General features: G+C 66.6%; 17 protein-coding genes and 1 tRNA gene. 5 read left to right on the top strand and 13 right to left on the bottom strand.

Features of this window, described 5'->3' with window-relative positions; all coding sequences use genetic code 11:
* Positions 1-5: 5 nt before the first annotated feature.
* Positions 6-395, top strand: coding sequence for a nuclear transport factor 2 family protein (locus tag ACFQZV_RS03795; protein ID WP_378750703.1), 390 nt, complete (start codon positions 6-8; stop codon positions 393-395).
* Here ACFQZV_RS03795 and ACFQZV_RS03790 read toward each other — a convergent pair.
* The 4 genes from ACFQZV_RS03790 to ACFQZV_RS03775 form a co-directional block, all read right to left on the bottom strand.
* Positions 385-2,091, bottom strand: coding sequence for a SulP family inorganic anion transporter (locus tag ACFQZV_RS03790; RefSeq protein ID WP_378750705.1), 1,707 nt, complete (start codon positions 2,089-2,091; stop codon positions 385-387). The two genes, ACFQZV_RS03795 and ACFQZV_RS03790, sit on opposite strands and share 11 nt — an antisense overlap.
* Positions 2,088-2,456: an ArsR/SmtB family transcription factor gene (locus tag ACFQZV_RS03785; protein ID WP_378750708.1), complete on the bottom strand. Its 369-nt coding sequence runs from the start codon at positions 2,454-2,456 to the stop codon at positions 2,088-2,090. Before ACFQZV_RS03785 ends, ACFQZV_RS03790 begins: the two co-directional genes overlap by 4 nt.
* Before the next feature lie 98 nt (positions 2,457-2,554).
* Positions 2,555-3,469, bottom strand: a complete 915-nt coding sequence (locus ACFQZV_RS03780) for a hypothetical protein (protein WP_378750710.1) — start codon at positions 3,467-3,469, stop codon at positions 2,555-2,557.
* A gap of 116 nt (positions 3,470-3,585) precedes the next feature.
* Entirely contained in the window at positions 3,586-4,026 is a 441-nt protein-coding gene (locus ACFQZV_RS03775) for a rhodanese-like domain-containing protein (RefSeq protein ID WP_378783255.1), read from the bottom strand.
* 113 nt (positions 4,027-4,139) lie between these two features.
* Here ACFQZV_RS03775 and ACFQZV_RS03770 point away from each other — a divergent pair, with 113 nt between their 5' ends.
* Complete coding sequence (locus tag ACFQZV_RS03770) at positions 4,140-4,730, top strand: DUF4395 domain-containing protein (protein WP_378750714.1); 591 nt, start codon at positions 4,140-4,142, stop codon at positions 4,728-4,730.
* Here ACFQZV_RS03770 and ACFQZV_RS03765 read toward each other — a convergent pair.
* The 5 genes from ACFQZV_RS03765 to ACFQZV_RS03745 form a co-directional block, all read right to left on the bottom strand.
* Entirely contained in the window at positions 4,717-5,937 is a 1,221-nt protein-coding gene (locus tag ACFQZV_RS03765; RefSeq protein ID WP_378750716.1) for a GTPase family protein, read from the bottom strand. The genes ACFQZV_RS03770 and ACFQZV_RS03765 overlap by 14 nt on opposite strands.
* A gap of 112 nt (positions 5,938-6,049) precedes the next feature.
* Positions 6,050-6,514: a CinA family protein gene (locus tag ACFQZV_RS03760; RefSeq protein WP_378750718.1), complete on the bottom strand. Its 465-nt coding sequence runs from the start codon at positions 6,512-6,514 to the stop codon at positions 6,050-6,052.
* 6 nt (positions 6,515-6,520) lie between these two features.
* On the bottom strand, positions 6,521-6,733 hold the full coding sequence (locus ACFQZV_RS03755) for a hypothetical protein (RefSeq protein WP_378750720.1): 213 nt from the start codon (positions 6,731-6,733) through the stop codon (positions 6,521-6,523).
* Positions 6,734-6,955: 222 nt separating this feature from the next.
* Entirely contained in the window at positions 6,956-7,801 is an 846-nt protein-coding gene (locus tag ACFQZV_RS03750; RefSeq protein WP_378750722.1) for a class I SAM-dependent methyltransferase, read from the bottom strand.
* A gap of 591 nt (positions 7,802-8,392) precedes the next feature.
* On the bottom strand, positions 8,393-8,566 hold the full coding sequence (locus ACFQZV_RS03745; protein ID WP_378750725.1) for a hypothetical protein: 174 nt from the start codon (positions 8,564-8,566) through the stop codon (positions 8,393-8,395).
* A 150-nt stretch (positions 8,567-8,716) separates the two neighbouring features.
* Between ACFQZV_RS03745 and ACFQZV_RS03740 the strand changes: the two genes are divergently transcribed.
* Both ACFQZV_RS03740 and ACFQZV_RS03735 read left to right on the top strand, forming a co-directional pair.
* On the top strand, positions 8,717-8,920 hold the full coding sequence (locus tag ACFQZV_RS03740; RefSeq protein ID WP_378750727.1) for a cold-shock protein: 204 nt from the start codon (positions 8,717-8,719) through the stop codon (positions 8,918-8,920).
* 157 nt (positions 8,921-9,077) lie between these two features.
* Positions 9,078-10,181 carry a fatty acid desaturase family protein gene (locus ACFQZV_RS03735; protein ID WP_378750889.1) on the top strand — a complete coding sequence of 368 codons (1,104 nt, stop codon included), beginning with the start codon at positions 9,078-9,080 and terminating at the stop codon, positions 10,179-10,181.
* Positions 10,182-10,482: 301 nt separating this feature from the next.
* Here ACFQZV_RS03735 and ACFQZV_RS03730 read toward each other — a convergent pair whose 3' ends face one another.
* The 3 genes from ACFQZV_RS03730 to ACFQZV_RS03720 all read right to left on the bottom strand — a co-directional run bounded on the left by ACFQZV_RS03730 (position 10,483) and on the right by ACFQZV_RS03720 (position 13,249).
* The gene (locus ACFQZV_RS03730; RefSeq protein ID WP_378750730.1) at positions 10,483-12,237 is read right to left on the bottom strand and encodes a cation:proton antiporter; all 1,755 of its coding nucleotides are present in this window, start codon (positions 12,235-12,237) and stop codon (positions 10,483-10,485) included.
* Between the two features lie 188 nt (positions 12,238-12,425).
* On the bottom strand, positions 12,426-12,845 hold the full coding sequence (locus ACFQZV_RS03725) for a DUF1761 domain-containing protein (RefSeq protein ID WP_378750732.1): 420 nt from the start codon (positions 12,843-12,845) through the stop codon (positions 12,426-12,428).
* Complete coding sequence (locus tag ACFQZV_RS03720; protein WP_378750734.1) at positions 12,842-13,249, bottom strand: DUF6157 family protein; 408 nt, start codon at positions 13,247-13,249, stop codon at positions 12,842-12,844. The genes ACFQZV_RS03725 and ACFQZV_RS03720 overlap by 4 nt, the downstream gene beginning before the upstream one ends.
* Before the next feature lie 51 nt (positions 13,250-13,300).
* Between ACFQZV_RS03720 and ACFQZV_RS03715 the strand changes: the two genes are divergently transcribed.
* The gene (locus ACFQZV_RS03715) at positions 13,301-14,143 is read left to right on the top strand and encodes a helix-turn-helix domain-containing protein (RefSeq protein ID WP_378750736.1); all 843 of its coding nucleotides are present in this window, start codon (positions 13,301-13,303) and stop codon (positions 14,141-14,143) included.
* A 184-nt stretch (positions 14,144-14,327) separates the two neighbouring features.
* Here ACFQZV_RS03715 and ACFQZV_RS03710 read toward each other — a convergent pair.
* Positions 14,328-14,418, bottom strand: a tRNA-Ser gene (locus tag ACFQZV_RS03710).
* Positions 14,419-14,528 lie beyond the last annotated feature (110 nt).

Here is a 14,528-nt window from a genome sequence, read left to right as displayed (position 1 = left end):
TGCTTATGGATGATGACGCCTCCACCGCCGCGGCCATCCGCGCCTACTTCGCAACGGTCGCCGACCTTGACTCGACCGAAGCGGAACTTCGCGCGCTCCTCGACCCCGACGCCACGTTCCGCGAGTTGCCCAACGCCATCGCGCCGAACGGTCACGTGCGGGATGTCGAGGAGACGATCGCGGGGTTCCTCGCCGGCAAGTCCCGACTCTCCACGCAGGAGATCGATATCGACGAATTGCTCGTTTCGGGCGACCGCGCTGCGGTGCGATCGACGTGGCGAGGAACGATCGCCGGAACCGCGATCGTGGCGCACATGGCTGGATTCGTCACCGTGCGCGACGGAAGAATCCTGGCGCACGACACCTACGACTGCTACGAACCGTTCACTCTTTGAGGGTGAACGGCCCCTGATCCTGGCGGTCATCGCGCTGGGATCGCCGCACGTGACTGCGCGCGTGCGCGATGGCCGCGTCCAAATCGATGAACAGATGATTGGGATGACGCAGCGCGCCCACCACACCGACCGCGCGGAAGAGGTCCTCGTGTGAGCGCTGGACACCCTTGACCAGCACCGTCACACCACGGCGCTCCAACGCTTCGACGATGTCGACGAGCAAGCGTGCGCCCGTGGCGTCCACCTGACCCATCCGTGACAGCCGCAGAACCACGACCTCGACCCCGTCCAGACTCATCACTTCGTCGAAGACGCGATCGGCCGAGACGAAGATCAGCGGTCCGTCCACGCGCACGACCGCGATGCGCTCGTCTCCGTCGATCACCTCACCGGTGATCGACTCCCGCTTCACACCCGTCGAACGAGCGAGGGAGCGCAACGCGAACAGGCCCGCGAAGGCGACGCCTATCAACACCGCCACGATCAGGTCGAACGAGACCGTCACCACGGCGGTGAGCACGAAAGCTGCCGCGTCGGCACGAGTGGAGCGCAGGATCGACCGGACGGTCGCACGGTGCACCATACGCCACGCCGTCAGCATCAGTACTCCCGACAGCGCCGCCAGAGGGATCATCCCGACAGGCCCGGACGCGACCAGCACGATCAGCAGCAGCACGAGCGCGTGTGTGAGAGCGGCCAATCGGGAACGACCCCCCGAGCGCACGTTTACCGCGGTCCGGGCGATCGCACCCGTTGCCGGCATGCCGCCGAAGAGACCCGACCCGATCGACGCGATCCCCTGACCGACCAGTTCCCGGTCCGCGTCCAGTGGCCCGGTGTCCGCGAGAGAGGCCGCCACCCGCGCAGACAACAGCGACTCGATGGCCGCCAAAGCCGCCACCGTGAGCGCGGGCCAGATCAGCGCTCCCAGCAACTCGGGATTCACTGTCGGCAACATCGGCGCCGGTAGCGTGCTCGGCAGAGCCCCGATCACCGCCAACGGCGTCGGGAGCATGAGCACCAGCAGTGTCGCCACGACGATCCCGACGAGAGAGCCTGGGATCGACCGGTGGACTCGCGGAGCCAGCAACATGCACGCCACAACGACCAGCGCCGCTGCGACCGCCCACGGCACGTAGGACCAGTCCGCGGCGGCGACCGCCTCGGCCGCGGCGACGACCGCATTCGAACTGTGCTCGGAGGCACCCGCGGGTGTCGCTGTGGTCAGCGCCGGGATCTGCTGCAGAAAGATGATGACGGCGATCCCCAGGGTGAATCCTTCGATCACCGGCCACGGGATCACACTCACCGCCCGACCGAGCCGCAGCATCCCCGCGCCCAGCACGATCATCCCGGCGAGGATGGTCACCAGCGCCACCGCACCGACCCCGTGACTGGCCACGATCGGCAACAGCACGACCACCATCGCCCCGGTCGGTCCCGATACCTGCACGTTGGAACCGCCGAAGACCGCAGCGAGGATCCCCGCGACGATCGCGGTGACGAGCCCCGCCTCCGCGCTCACCCCTGAACTGACGCCGAACCCCAGCGCCAACGGCAGGGCGACGATTCCGACGGTGACTCCGGCAACCAGATCCCCGCGCCAGGTACGCGGCAGCATCCGGTAGTCGCCGGCACCCGGCAGCAGACGCCGTGCGTGACGCAGCGCCCGAAGCGCGACCCCGCGCGCAGTCATCGTGACGTCCCACCGATGTCGGGGAGGGCAGCCGCCCGCGCCAACCGGTCCTGGTCGTCGCGCAGGATCTCGTACAACAGTTGCCGTGCGACCATCAGCATGTCGGCCGTCACAGGATGCGCGAGCCGATAGAACACATTGCTGCCACGGCGCTCGGACACCACGAGCCGATGGCGTCGAAGTACTGCCAGGTGCTGCGAGAGGTGCGAGGGCTCGAGCGCTGTCTCGGCGAGCATCTGCGCGACGCTCACCTCTGCAGACTCGGACAACAGCTCCAAGATCCGGATGCGGAACGGATGCGCCAGGCCCTTGAACAGGTTCGCTTTCACCTCGTAGAGGGGACGATCTGCGTCACTTAGCGGCATGATGAAAACATCATATCGCGCGCGTCGAGTCCCGCCGGCACAGCCCCGACCGGCGTCCTGACGCGTCACCCCGGCTTCGGCAGGGGCGTCACGCTCGCTCAGTCACGGTCCGCGGTGGCCGCACGATCCGGCTGCTGCTCGGCATCCGCCGATTCGACGGGCAACAGGAGCGCGCCCACGAAGAAGCAGACGGCGCCCAGGAGCGTTCCTGAGTTCACGAGAGTGATGTTCGCGATCTCGCCGGTGAGAGGAAGATAACGCGCGCCCACCGCGGCCAGCCCGAAGGCGACGGAACCCGCGAGATTCGCGAGCGCGATCCACCACCCGATGTCGCCTCGCGGACGGCGCCAGATCCGCGGGCACACCTCGACGTACGCCAGCCCACTCGCGACGAGAAAGCACACCGACCCCCACAGATCGGGTGCCCAGATGAGGTGCCTCGACTGATCCAGATCCAGGTCGCTGCGAGTGGCCGCCAATGTGCTGACGTTGAACAAGACGGTGCCGATGAGCTGCACGGCGCTCGCCCACCAGCCGAGACTCCTCGGTCGCCACGTCAGAAGCCCCCGCACCCCGCGTCGCCGCGGCGCGCTCGGGTCGATGGAGTCCGGTGCCAGTGCACACTCGCGAAACTGGAGGAACGCCGCGGTGGTGAAGAAGACCGATCCGACGAAGAACACCCAAGCGGTGATTTCGGCATCCACGTTCGTGAAGAAGACAGGGACGGATCCCAGGGCGAACAGGAAAGCGCCGACCATGAACAGTGCGCCCATCCACCAGCTCGTCGCCGCGGCGCCTCGGAGACGCGCGCGTACCCGACGCACGCGATGCCCGTCGACGTGCAACCGGTTCAGGCCCTTCCGGTGCGCGCGGGTGCTCCAGTCGAGCGTCACCCCATCGGGGCGGGTGACCGTCGCACGCGACGCAAGGCCGAACGCCCCCGACTCGTGGCTGACGCCCCAGCCCGTGGGCACCTGCAGCCCGCTCCTCACGCGGCTTCCGCTCTCTGACACGTCTGTCACGCTAGTGCGCGGCGCTCACCGCTCGCGAACCCCGACGCGGTGGACTGCCGAGCGCGCAGCACGTTCGTGCGCGAGATCCACCCACCTACCACCGCGGCGCGGGACGGCTACGGAACGACCGCGAGGCCCGTGGCCGCAGCAGCATCCTCGAAACCGCCCGCGTCGATGACCTGCAGCGCCTCGGCTTGCATGACCGAGGCGGCTTGCGCGGAGCGGTTTCCCGAGCGGCAATAGACGACGTACTCGACGTCATCGTCCAGTTCGGCGACGGCGGCGGCGAACCCCGGGTCTTGAAGGTCGATGTTCACGGCACCCTCAAGGTGCCCTTCCGAGTACTCGGCGGTCGTTCGCACGTCGACGACGACCGTCTCGTCCGTGATGGGGATCGACGGCGATGCTCCCGTCGCGCAGCCGGCGAGCGCGGCCGTGAGAACGGCCACGGTCCCGAGAGCCGCGAACCAGCGCGGGCTATGCCGCCGCATCGCCGTGTCCCGCACACCGCTGGTCGACCGGAACTCCAGCCAATGCTTCGTCGATGTGCTGGCCACATCCAGCCCAGGTCGTCTTTCCACACTGACCGCATACCGCGGGAGCGCACATGGTCATCACCTCTTTCATTCGGATCGCATTCACTATACCTCCGGGGGTATTATCGGTGCACATGAAGGCCCCGCGAGAAACACCACGGCACTCCACGATCGGCGAGTGGGTCGACGGGATCGATGAAGCGGTGATCAACGAGCGGGCGGTACGCGCATCGGCCGGCATCCTTTTCGCCGCGGGCTTTTCTGCATGGATGTGGGGCATCGCCACCGGCGACCTCCAGCCGATGCGCCTCTTCGGCATCGCCTTCGCCATCGAAATGATGCTTCGCCTGTTCATCGGCACGAGGTTCACCCCGACGCTCGCCCTCGGCGCCCTGATCACCCGTGCGCAACGTCCCGAGTGGGTCGATGCCCGACCGAAGGTTCTTGCGTGGTCGTTGGGCTTCGGGATGGCGATGCTGGGATGCCTCAGCCTCGGCTGGCTCGGCCTTCCCGCAGTCGTCGCACAGGCGATCTGCGGCGGGTGCCTCGCCCTGCTCTTCATCGAATCCGCGTTCGGCATCTGTGTCGGATGCGCGATCGCCCACCGGATCTCACGACACAAGCCACAACGGTGCGCAGGAGACACCTGCTCCTACGTGCCGCCCCCGCGCGGTCAACGCCACTCCGTCGCGGTGGGGGGAGCGCATCCGCCTACGACTTCGTGAGTTTCTGCTCCGCCATCTTGCGCAGGACGTCGAGAAGTCCGGGGACGAACTCGCCGACGGAGTCGTTGACCTTGGACAGGGCGAGCTTGCCGGTGTGCACCTGCTCGCACAGGCGCATCCAGGCCTCGCCGGTCGCGCCGGTGAGCGCGGCGGCGACGCCTGCATTGATGACGCTCCCCGCCCCCGGGATCAGCTTGAGCAGACTGGTCGCCAGGGCCCGCCCCGCCAGCTGCACGCCGACTTGCGCGAGCGCTCCCGCCGAGAGCATCGCCTTGATCTCGAGGTCGTAGATGGTGGCGATGCGCCCCATCATTCCGAGTTGGATCGGCGCCAGAATCGCGGCATCCGCGACCGGGACGGGGACGGCGGCCGCTCCGGCCGCAGCTGTCGAAGCCGCTGTGACAACGGTGCGAGCCATGTCGCGCTTCCAGGGGAGGTTGAGTCGTTGGGCGATGCGAAAGGCATCCTTCTCGTCTTCCGGCGAAAGGGCGAGGGTTTCCGCGACGAGCTCACCGAGGCCGTGCTTCGATTCCTTCCCGTGCTTGTTGCGGGTCGAGGTCAAGATGACGCGCTGGTACGGAATGTCGATGGGCGCGCCGTTCGCGTCGACCGGATGCTGCAACCACTCGACGAACTCCTCCACCCCTTTGGGCACGGAGCGGTTGCCGGTGATCGGGTTGCGTGCGCCCCACTCGACCTTCGTCACGACGAGGATGACGGGCAGCCCCTCGGCATCGAGCTCCCGGATCATCTCGATGTCGGCGTTGGTCAGGCGGTCGTCGGTCGCCTTGACGCAGTACCAGACCACGGCGATCTGTCGGTCAGCCGAGTGGGTGGCGATCGTCTGCAGGTGCGCCTTCAGCTGCGCGCGCGGAGGGAGCGGAGAACCGATCTCGAACCCTTCGACATCCCAGATGCCGAGCGACTGATCGTGGAAGTACTCGACGCCCCGCGTGACGGGGAGGCCCTTGCCCGTCTTCGCCCAGTCACGTCCGAACACGGCATTGACGAGCGAGGACTTACCGACGCCCGACCCGCCTATGATCGCGAGGTTGAATCGTCCGTACCGCGAGCGCGCCTCCGCCGTCGCCTCGAGAAACGGTTTCTCGTCGATCTCTGGCGCACGCGAGGGCGTAGCGGATGCGGCCGGGTTCGAGTCTGCGGCATCCCCCGCCGCGCTCGTGCCGCCTTCTGGCTTGTTCGTCATTGCATTCCCACTGCTCCCTCGATGGCGCAACGATGCACTCCGGCGAATCTACCGCGCCGCGGCGAGCATGGCCGGATGAACGCCGCGCCGCGTCAGCCTGCGGGTTCGGCCATCAACGCGCCAGGCGATCCCGCAACGACCTCAGCGCCGCCGTCGTGCTGGCAGCGATCACGTCTTGCGGCGTGCCCGCGAAGTGGTGGGTACTGACGGATGTGTGATCCCTCCCGGCGACGGCGATCTGCACCTCGCCGACGGGGTGTTCGTCCACAGGCTCGGGGCCGCCGACCCCTGTCAGCGCGACACACAGGTCAGCCGCAAGTGCGCGGCGACCGGATTCGGCGAGAAGCACGGCACAACGGGGCGTGTAGGGGTCGATGTCGTCCGGAAGCCCGAGCAGCCCTCGCTTCGTGTCCAGGTGGTACGCCACGACGCAGCCGCGATACCACTCGGAGGCGTTGTCGCCGCGCCCCAGTTCGACCGAGACGGCGCCGCTCGTCAACGACTCCACCGCCCCGACCGTGTGGCCTCGTGCACCACACTCCCGCGCGATCTGCGCAACGAGGTCTTCGACGTCCATCTCTACTCAGCCTCCGGCGCCTTCGCGCGCCGACGTGGGGTCGCCTGGTCGCACGCGTGCGTCAGGCCGGATGTCGATGCGTGTCACCCCATCGTGCTCGGTGACGTCGACCCGCGGGTCGGCATCCGATTCCACCGCATCCGGCGCGGAAAGCAACTGATCGCGGCGCTTTTCCCGCTCGCTCATCGCCTCGACCGAGTCGTTGGTTTCGTCACTCATGACCACAAGCTAGACGCGTCCACGGTCTGACCGCACACCCTGGCGAAAGCGCGCGGGGGGTGCTATCGGGTTGGTCGCACAGGGCGTCGGAGGACCAGTGGCATGCACGGCGAGGCGGGTCCGCAGGCAGTTACCTCGACGCCGCTGCAGCTCGGCCTGCCGAGCTCGCCCGGTGGGTGATCACAGTGGCGAGGTGTCCGGCGGGACGGTCACTGGCCCGCGTCAGTCTCGCCGGGCGACGATCGTGTACGTGCACGGGATGAGGTTGCGCTCGGCCTCTGGCCACGCGAAGCCGTGCGGCACCTCGACCATGCGAGAGCTGAACTGCCACGGAATCGTCGTCCCTTCATCGAAGTGAAGGATCCGCAAACCCGCCCGCAGCAGCGCACCGAAGATCTCGGACAACGAGTGCGGCCACTCGTACGTGCGGGTGTTCACCAGAGTGCCCTCGCCGGCGTAGCTCGACTCCTGATCCCACTCCAACGCCCGCCCGTCTCCGAAGTAGGCGTACCGCGTCGTGAGCGTCTCAGAGAACTCGTCGAGCGCGAACAGCGCGGGGTGCCCGTCGCGAATGTAGAACGTCCCCCCGGGGCGTAGGAGCGCGACGATCTGCGTCGCCCAGCGATCCAGGTCGTGCAACCACCCGATCGTGCCGATGCTGGTGTAGACGACGTCGAACTCGCCGGTCACGGCTGCGCGAGCGTCGAGCACGTCGGACTCGATCCAGGTCGCGTCCACGCCGAGCCGCTCCGCCAACGTCTTCGCGGCGCGAAGTGCCGGCGCCGAGAAGTCGACGCCCGTCACCCGGGCGCCAGCCCGCGCGAGGGAGACCGTGTCAGTACCGATGTGACATTGGAGATGGCAGAGATCACGTCCCCGAAGACTCTGAGCAGGCAAGAACGGCAAGAGCGCAACGAGGTCGTCCGCGACGACGTCGCTCACGTACTCAGGGTCGTCGAACTTCTGAAGCTCGTACCCCTCGACATGCATGGGTACACGCTCGTTCCAGTTCCTGAGGTTGGTCTCCCGCGCTGAAGCCCAGTCGATCTCGACCCTGTTCTCGTCCACAGAGAAACCCTAGCGAGCCGCTCCTTGGCGCGCCCGCCCGCCGGCGCCGCGCGCGAGCCCATCGCCGCCATCCCGGCCCGGCCGCCCGCGATCCGTTTGTGCGGAGTACGGGTTGCTCCCGAGGAGCGCGATGCGGCTCTTTCTCCGCACAACCGTTCAAAGATTCCTAGGGCGAGTACTCAGCGCTCCCTGAGGCGAGCTCACCTTCATCCCAGCGAGACCTGCACTTGATGGTGAGAATCGCCTGCCGCAGCTGATTCTCGAGGCCAAGACAAGATTCTCGGTGCCACGAGCGGGAGCGCACGGGGTGGGGCACACAAGCACACGGCTCGACACGGCACGGCACGGCACAGCACGACCGGTCGGATGCCAGGCGCACATGGCGGCGCGGTGCCAGACGACAGCGTGCCCCCGGGCCCGGTGACCCTGTGGAATCCCCCCTGTCCAGATACCTGATATGGTTGGTATGCCCGATCGGGCCTCTCTTCTTGTTCTCGCGACGCCCTCAACGCACCAGCGCAGGTTGACGTCATATCCGCGGACCTTCTGAGTCCCTGGCTGTCGCACTCTTCGAAAGTTTTCTTGTCTTCTTCATCCGCTGCACTCGCGGCCCCTCTCTTCACGCCTGCTCGCTCCCTTGCCTGGGCGCAAGCAGATGAGCACGTCCACGTCGCCACCCTCGCCGGCGAGTACGCCGGTTTCGTCGCTGCGGTCGACGGCGTCTACGAAGCCCACGGCGCACGCGGTGAGCACCTCGGTGTTCATGCGACGTCGCCGCTCGCCCGTTCTGCCGTCGAAAGCGTCGCTGCACCTCGCACGCGATCGGCGACGACAGGCCCCACCCGTCGCGGTCTCACACGGAGGCCGCACAACCTCGTCCGCTCTCGCGGCCGACTCACGAAAAGGAAGAACACGATGGCCACTGGCACCGTGAAATGGTTCAACGCCGACAAGGGATATGGGTTCATCGCCCCCGACGACGGCTCCGCCGACCTGTTCGCGCACTACAGCGCGATCGCCGGCAACGGCTTCAAGGAGCTGAACGACGACCAGAAGGTCGAGTTCGACGCCGAGCGCGGCCCCAAGGGCATGCAGGCGGCGAACATCCGCCTCATCTGATCACGATCCCAGGTGCCGGTCTTTCCTGACCGGCACCTGGGAGTCATGACGCATTCCGCATCGCGGATATGGGACCGCGTAGCGTGAGAGACAGCGTTCGGCGACCGCCGTTGGCTTCATCGGCCAACACGGTCCCGATCGAAACACAGGTAGGACTATCTCCTCCACCGTCGAGTCCCGTCTCGGACCACTTCGACAGACGTACGCGCGAACGGAAGACTTCCCACCGATCGCTCGCGCCTACACCGACATCTCGCAGGTTGTGCGCGAGAGCGGATTGCTCCGCCGCACCCACTGGTTCTATGCCCTGGTCGCTGCAGCGCTCGCGATCGCGTTCGCCGGGTGCATCGCCGGCTTCATCCTCCTCGGCGACAGCTGGTTTCAGCTCCTGATCGCCGGCGCCCTCGGCATCCTGTTCACTCAGGTCGCGTTCCTCGCGCACGAGGCTGCTCATCGACAGATCCTCGCAAGTGGGCCGGCGAACGACACCCTGGCCCTCATCCTCGGCAACGGCGTCGTGGGAATGAGCTACTCGTGGTGGTCGACCAAGCACACCCGCCATCACTCCAACCCGAACCGGGTCGGCAAGGATCCGGACATCGACGTCGACACCATCTCGTTCTTGGATGCCGATGCCGCCCAGGCTCGAGGACTCCGGCGGGCGATCACCCGCCATCAGGGGTGGCTCTTCTTTCCCCTCCTCACCCTTGAAGGCCTGAACCTCCACGCCCTGGCCTTCCGTCATGTGGTCCGACGCGCACCGGTCAAGAACCGCGCATGGGAGATCGCACTCCTGCTCGCGCGCTTTGCCCTGGTTCTGACGCCCGTGTTCCTTTTTCTCCCGATCGGGATGGCGTTCGCGTTCCTCGGAGTCCAAATGGCGGTGTTCGGCGTGTACATGGGCGCCTCCTTCGCCCCGAATCACAAGGGGATGCCGGTGATCGCCCCCGACGCCAGGCTCGACTTCTTCAGCAAGCAGGTGCGCACATCCCGGAACATCTCGGGCGGATGGTGGGCCACCTGGCTCATGGGCGGCCTCAACTACCAGGTCGAACACCACCTGTTCCCGAACATGCCCCGCCCGCACCTCTCTCGCGCGCGCAGCATCGTCCGCGAGCATTGCCGCACGCTGGGAGTCGGCTACACCGAGACGACCCTCTGGCGTTCCTACGGCATCGTCATCGCCTACCTCAATCGCGTCGGACTCGCTGCTCGCGATCCCTTCGACTGCCCCGTGTCCGCGACGTACCGCAGAGTCTGATGGCCGCGAGGGTCGCTTCGGTCGGTCGACACGCGCACCTGGTCACGAAGCTGGACGCACGTACATGTGCCGCGCCTAGAGTCCGAGAATGAACACCACCCCAGCACGTCGAGACCACGCACCGACCGAGACGACAGCGGGCCACGGTCAGAACCGGAACGGCGCAGAGGTGACGGAGCAGAACTCCGATCGGGATAGCACCGCCCGGTCCCAGAAGCCGAGTCCGGTCGCCTCGCATCCGCCCCACTGACCCCACGCGCAGGCTTCCGCGAAGCGTCCGCGCTATCCCGTTGGCTGCCGCTCAAGCACGGTCAACGTGGGCGGGATCCGCGAGGACGATGGTCGCGCTCTGGCCGCGCCGCTTGCGGGTCCCGCGCAGAACGACGCGCTTGTCGCCCGAGATCGTCGCGAGAACGAGCTCACCGGGCGACACGGGGCCATCGGCGATTCGGACGGCGGCTCCCGCGTCGACGCGGTCGTCGATGTCTTGCCGGGTGACCCCACGGGCGAAGGCGTGCGCGGTTGCGCCGTGCGGAATCCGTGTCAGGAAGGCATTGGGGTCACGGTCGGCAAGGAGCAACACATGGCGCCTACCGAGCCGGTCGACCAGCGTGGCGGTGAGGACGGTCAGTCGCACGTCGGGCTCGCTCGCGATGAGTACCTGAGAGAGGCCCGCGTGCTCGAGGGAGTCCACGATGTCTTCGATCGAGTCCGACATCGCAATGTGGGGGACGTCCCCGGCTGCGGTGATGGCGTCGGCGTTCGCGTGTGACGTCACCAGGAGAACGGGGATGCCCTGGCCTCGGAGGGTTCGGGCCAATTCGCCGAGCCATCGGTCATCGCCGATGATCCCGACGCCGTTGGCTGCCGGCTGGGCGACCTTCAGGGCTCGCGCGAGCGGGGTGGCGCCGAACGCGTAGATCAGCCCGGTGCCGAGGATGACTCCGAAGACGACCGGGAGGAGGAAGTCGCTGTCGATGTTCGCGGCGTCGAGCGAGACCGCGAACTGGGCTGCTGTCGCGGCCGCGACGATGCCGCGGGGATCGAGTCCGGCGATCATCACGCGGTCCCGCCACCCGAGCTTCGTTCTGATCAGGGCGAGCGCGACCGATGCCGGGCGGATCACAAGGACGAGAATCACGACCACCACGAGAGTGGGCAGTGCATACGCGAGGAGCGCGTCGATCTCGACGAGCGCGCCGAGAAGGATGAACAGGGTGCCGATGATGAGCACCTCGAGGGTGTCACCGAATCCGCGGATGCGGGAGGTCGGCACCAGCCGCTGATTCGCGGCGATGAAGCCGAGCGTGACGGTGGCGAACAAGCCTGCTTCTGAGAGCAGGACGTCGGCTACGCCGAACGCGGCGGCGGCGAACATGAGCGCGACCGCGGCTTCCATACTGTCCGGGACGAGAAACCGGGACATCACGAACACGAGCAGTGCCGCAGCGACCACGCCGATGGCAATCCCGACGCCCAGCCGCGCGGACATCTCGAGAAGGGGATGCCCGCCGTCACGTCCGGACGCAAGGACGAGGTTGAGGATGACGACACCAAGGGTGGCGCCGATCGGGTCGAGGAACGTGCCCTCCCAATTCAGGATCGAGCCGGTCGGCTTGCGGGGGCGCACGACCTTCAGCAGTGGGCCGACGACGGTGGGTCCGGACACGACGATGATCGCGCCGAGCAGGAACGCGAGGTCGGTGTCGAGGCCGAGAATCCACAGGCACGTGACGGAGGCACCGACGAAGGTGACGGCGCCGCCGATGCCGACCAGTCGCAGCACGGGGCTGCGGGCATCCCGGGGCAGATCAGACAGCCTCAGTTGCAGGCCGCTTTGGAACAGCAGGAGCGCGACGAGGAACGTGACCAGCGGGAAGAGTGTGTCGCCGAACATCTCCTGCGGCTGGACCAGTCCAAAGACGTCGCCCGCGAGCAAACCCGCGGGCAACAGCAGGAGCAGCCCGGGGAACCCGGCTCGGCGGGCGACCCACTGCGCGCCGACTCCGAGCACGACGATCGTGGTCAATCCCACGAAGATGGCGTTCTCGTCCATGCGCCTCCCTGCCCACGCCCAGGTTAGGGCCGCCGCGCCCAGGACCGCCATCCGGATCCGGCGTTGATGCCGGACACAGTTAAGGCAGGGGTTCTCAGTCGCGTTGGCGGTGGTGTCTGGTTTCAGGACTTCGTGAGCGTATGTCTCGGAACATCGTGAACCATCCCGAGAGGCGGTGATCGTGGATCCTAGGTGCCGAGGGCGCCGATGATGAGGCCTGCGATAGTGCATCCGATGAGGTGGTAGCCGCCGGTGATAGCGGCGAAGAGATAGGGCTTGGGAGTGTGTGGCGTGAGCGCGTTGGTGAGAGTTGCGGCGGCAATGGCAAGACCAACGATCGCACCAATGCCCGTGCCGATCAGCGGCCCTGTGGCCGGAATAAGCACGATGACGACCGTGATCGCAACGGCCGTGACGACAGCGCCGACCAGCGGAACGATGTAGTACGAAGTCGGGAATCTGCCCTTCGAGGCGGACCGGTCATGACCGATCGATCGATCCCAGGCGGCGCCGAAGAGGGGTGTGAACCATGCGGCGCCGAGCGCGAAGTACGCCAGTGCCGCAAGAGCGACCGCCCACCACGTGACCTCTCCGAGAGTCTGATTCATGCGCGGGACGACCGCATAGCCAGCTTCTGAGTGATCTGTGGGTCCGCGGCGAGGCGCTCATACTCGGGGGTACCAACTCCGTACAGGGCCACGCGGCCCTGCGCATCGTGATGAGTGCCCCACCCGTACCGTTTGGACAGCGCGGATGCGCGCATGCACGGCTGACCTTTCGAGAAGAAGCGGGCGCGTTCGGCCTCGAGCTCACTACCCGGTATGTCGGCGCGAATTGCAACGACGCCGAAGATGATGTCATCGGATGTCAGCGTGTACGGGCGTTCCACGATCAGCCGGTACTGCAACGCGGCGACCGTCGGGGTCGTGGTGACTGGCGGCACCTTCGGGGTGTTCGTCGGACAGTCCGGTGCGACCTGGATAAACGTGTTGTAGTAGTTCGTCGTGCTCACCCGACCAGTGTGCGTGGTCCATCGGCGGCCGGTATTGGAGAATTGCGTCACATGAGCCGCTCACGCGTCCGGACGATCGCCACATCGGAGCGATCCGGTGTTCTCACGCCAGAGAACCTTTCTCGGTTCGCTGCCGCGTGGATCCGGCCCGCGCACGATGTTCGTGCAGTGGTCGACACGTACTGGACCGTGCGTTGGAACCTTGCCGCGGAGGAGTCCGTGGATCAGCGCATCATCGACTTCCCCGCCGTCACCTTCAGTATCGAGCAGGGCGACGTGCCGGCGCCGTTCGTCGTGTCCTCACCTCACCCGAAGGCGTGGAACCGCAGGATCGTCGGCCGCGGATCTGTGTTCGCTATCCGCTTGCGTCCGGCGGGACTTGCCGTGCTCTCGGACCTGAACGCCACGGTGTTGACGCCCGAGCAGTCGCTGACAACCCAGCTCGACGCGAGAGCCCACGCGTTCGTCACGGCTGTGTCGGGAACACCTGACGAGGATCGCGCCGAACGGGCGGACGCGCTCATTCGGGAGATGATCCGCGAACGACCCCCGACCCCCACACACCTACTCGCGAACGCTGCGCTGGATGCGGTGATTTCCGATCCTCAGGTGCGGCGAGGCCGGGAGATTGCGACCGCTCTGGGCACAAGCGAGCGCACGCTGCAACGAGCGCTGCAACAAACAGTCGGACGAGGACCCAACGACGTCGCTCGACGCATCAGACTCCAGGAAGTCGTCCGCCGACTCTCGGAGCCGGGGTCAGAAATCGCTCGAATAGCGACGGAGCTTGGATACGTCGACCAAGCGCACCTCACCAACGAATTCCGAGTCGCCACCAACACCACGCCCGGCCAATACCTGCGCGACCAAAGACGCTCTCCGACGCCCGCGTAGGAGAGCCGCTCAACGATGGGCGGTCTTGGACCCCATCCCCGTCTGCTCGGGACCGACTCGTGATCCTCGCGCGCGATGTAGTCGGAATGTAATCGACGCCGCTACCTGAGGAAAGCAAAACCCCCGCGATCCCAATGTTTACAAGGGATCTGCATGTTTACAAGGGATCTGCGGGGGTTTTCTGTGGCGGTGACGGTGGGATTTGAACCCACGGTAGGGGGTTACCCTACACAACTTTTCGAGAGTTGCACCTTCGGCCGCTCGGACACGTCACCGCAGAAGAGTGTACGTCACACGCGCGGATGCCGCGAATCGCCCGACTGCCCGGCCTCACGGCTGCACGGCATCCCAGGGACAAAAACCTTCCACCGGCATACGGTGGACT

The sequence above is a fragment of the Microbacterium koreense genome (assembly GCF_042677105.1).
Classification (GTDB): domain Bacteria; phylum Actinomycetota; class Actinomycetes; order Actinomycetales; family Microbacteriaceae; genus Microbacterium; species Microbacterium koreense.
This window is presented reverse-complemented; position numbering and strand designations above follow the sequence as displayed.

Coding starts and splice junctions, on each gene's coding strand:
- ACFQZV_RS03740 (WP_378750727.1), top strand. CDS start 8,717: ATGGCCACTGGCACCGTGAAATGGTTCAACGCCGACAAGGGATATGGG.
- ACFQZV_RS03790 (WP_378750705.1), bottom strand. CDS start 2,091: ATGACTGCGCGCGGGGTCGCGCTTCGGGCGCTGCGTCACGCACGGCGT.
- ACFQZV_RS03785 (WP_378750708.1), bottom strand. CDS start 2,456: ATGCCGCTAAGTGACGCAGATCGTCCCCTCTACGAGGTGAAAGCGAAC.
- ACFQZV_RS03725 (WP_378750732.1), bottom strand. CDS start 12,845: ATGAATCAGACTCTCGGAGAGGTCACGTGGTGGGCGGTCGCTCTTGCG.
- ACFQZV_RS03755 (WP_378750720.1), bottom strand. CDS start 6,733: ATGAGTGACGAAACCAACGACTCGGTCGAGGCGATGAGCGAGCGGGAA.
- ACFQZV_RS03770 (WP_378750714.1), top strand. CDS start 4,140: ATGAAGGCCCCGCGAGAAACACCACGGCACTCCACGATCGGCGAGTGG.
- ACFQZV_RS03715 (WP_378750736.1), top strand. CDS start 13,301: ATGAGCCGCTCACGCGTCCGGACGATCGCCACATCGGAGCGATCCGGT.
- ACFQZV_RS03760 (WP_378750718.1), bottom strand. CDS start 6,514: ATGGACGTCGAAGACCTCGTTGCGCAGATCGCGCGGGAGTGTGGTGCA.
- ACFQZV_RS03795 (WP_378750703.1), top strand. CDS start 6: ATGGATGATGACGCCTCCACCGCCGCGGCCATCCGCGCCTACTTCGCA.
- ACFQZV_RS03765 (WP_378750716.1), bottom strand. CDS start 5,937: ATGACGAACAAGCCAGAAGGCGGCACGAGCGCGGCGGGGGATGCCGCA.
- ACFQZV_RS03745 (WP_378750725.1), bottom strand. CDS start 8,566: ATGAACACCGAGGTGCTCACCGCGTGCGCCGTGGGCTTCGTAGACGCC.
- ACFQZV_RS03730 (WP_378750730.1), bottom strand. CDS start 12,237: ATGGACGAGAACGCCATCTTCGTGGGATTGACCACGATCGTCGTGCTC.